The sequence below is a fragment of the Halobellus sp. Atlit-38R genome (assembly GCF_003665925.1).
Classification (GTDB): Archaea; Halobacteriota; Halobacteria; order Halobacteriales; family Haloferacaceae; genus Haloquadratum; species Haloquadratum inordinatus.
On record NZ_QXIJ01000360.1, the window covers coordinates 1 to 448 of the forward strand.

Annotated in this window: 1 protein-coding gene; it reads left to right on the plus strand. The window is 65.0% G+C overall.

Going from position 1 to position 448, the window contains the following annotated elements:
• Positions 1-50: 50 nt before the first annotated feature.
• The coding region (locus D3D02_RS19830) for a 2-oxoacid:acceptor oxidoreductase family protein (protein WP_199723241.1) at positions 51-448 on the plus strand (398 nt) is incomplete at its 3' end.

Below are 448 nucleotides of genomic sequence, written 5' to 3' on the forward strand. Positions count from 1 at the left end.
CTCCTTCCAGAAGCCTTTTGATGAGTCCGCCGGAACCTTGCCCATAGCACATGGCTGCGGATTTCAACTGGGCTGTCGGCGGGGAGGCCGGCGACGGCATCGACTCGACGGGAAAGATCTTCGCACAGGCGCTTTCCCGCGCGGGTCGGCACGTGTTCACGTCGAAGGACTTCGCATCGCGGATCCGAGGCGGGTACACCGCCTACAAGGTGCGGACCTCCGTCGACAAGGTACAGAGCGTCGTTGACCGGCTCGACGTGCTCATCGCGTTGACGCCCCGGACGATCGAGGAGAACCTCGACGAGCTCCACGAGGGGTCGGTGATCATCTACGACGGCGAGCGGACGACGATGCAGGACGTCGAGATCCCCGAGGGGATGATCGGCCTCGACGTGCCGCTCAAGAGCCTGGCCGAGGAGGCCGGCGGGGCGATCATGCGGAACGTCGT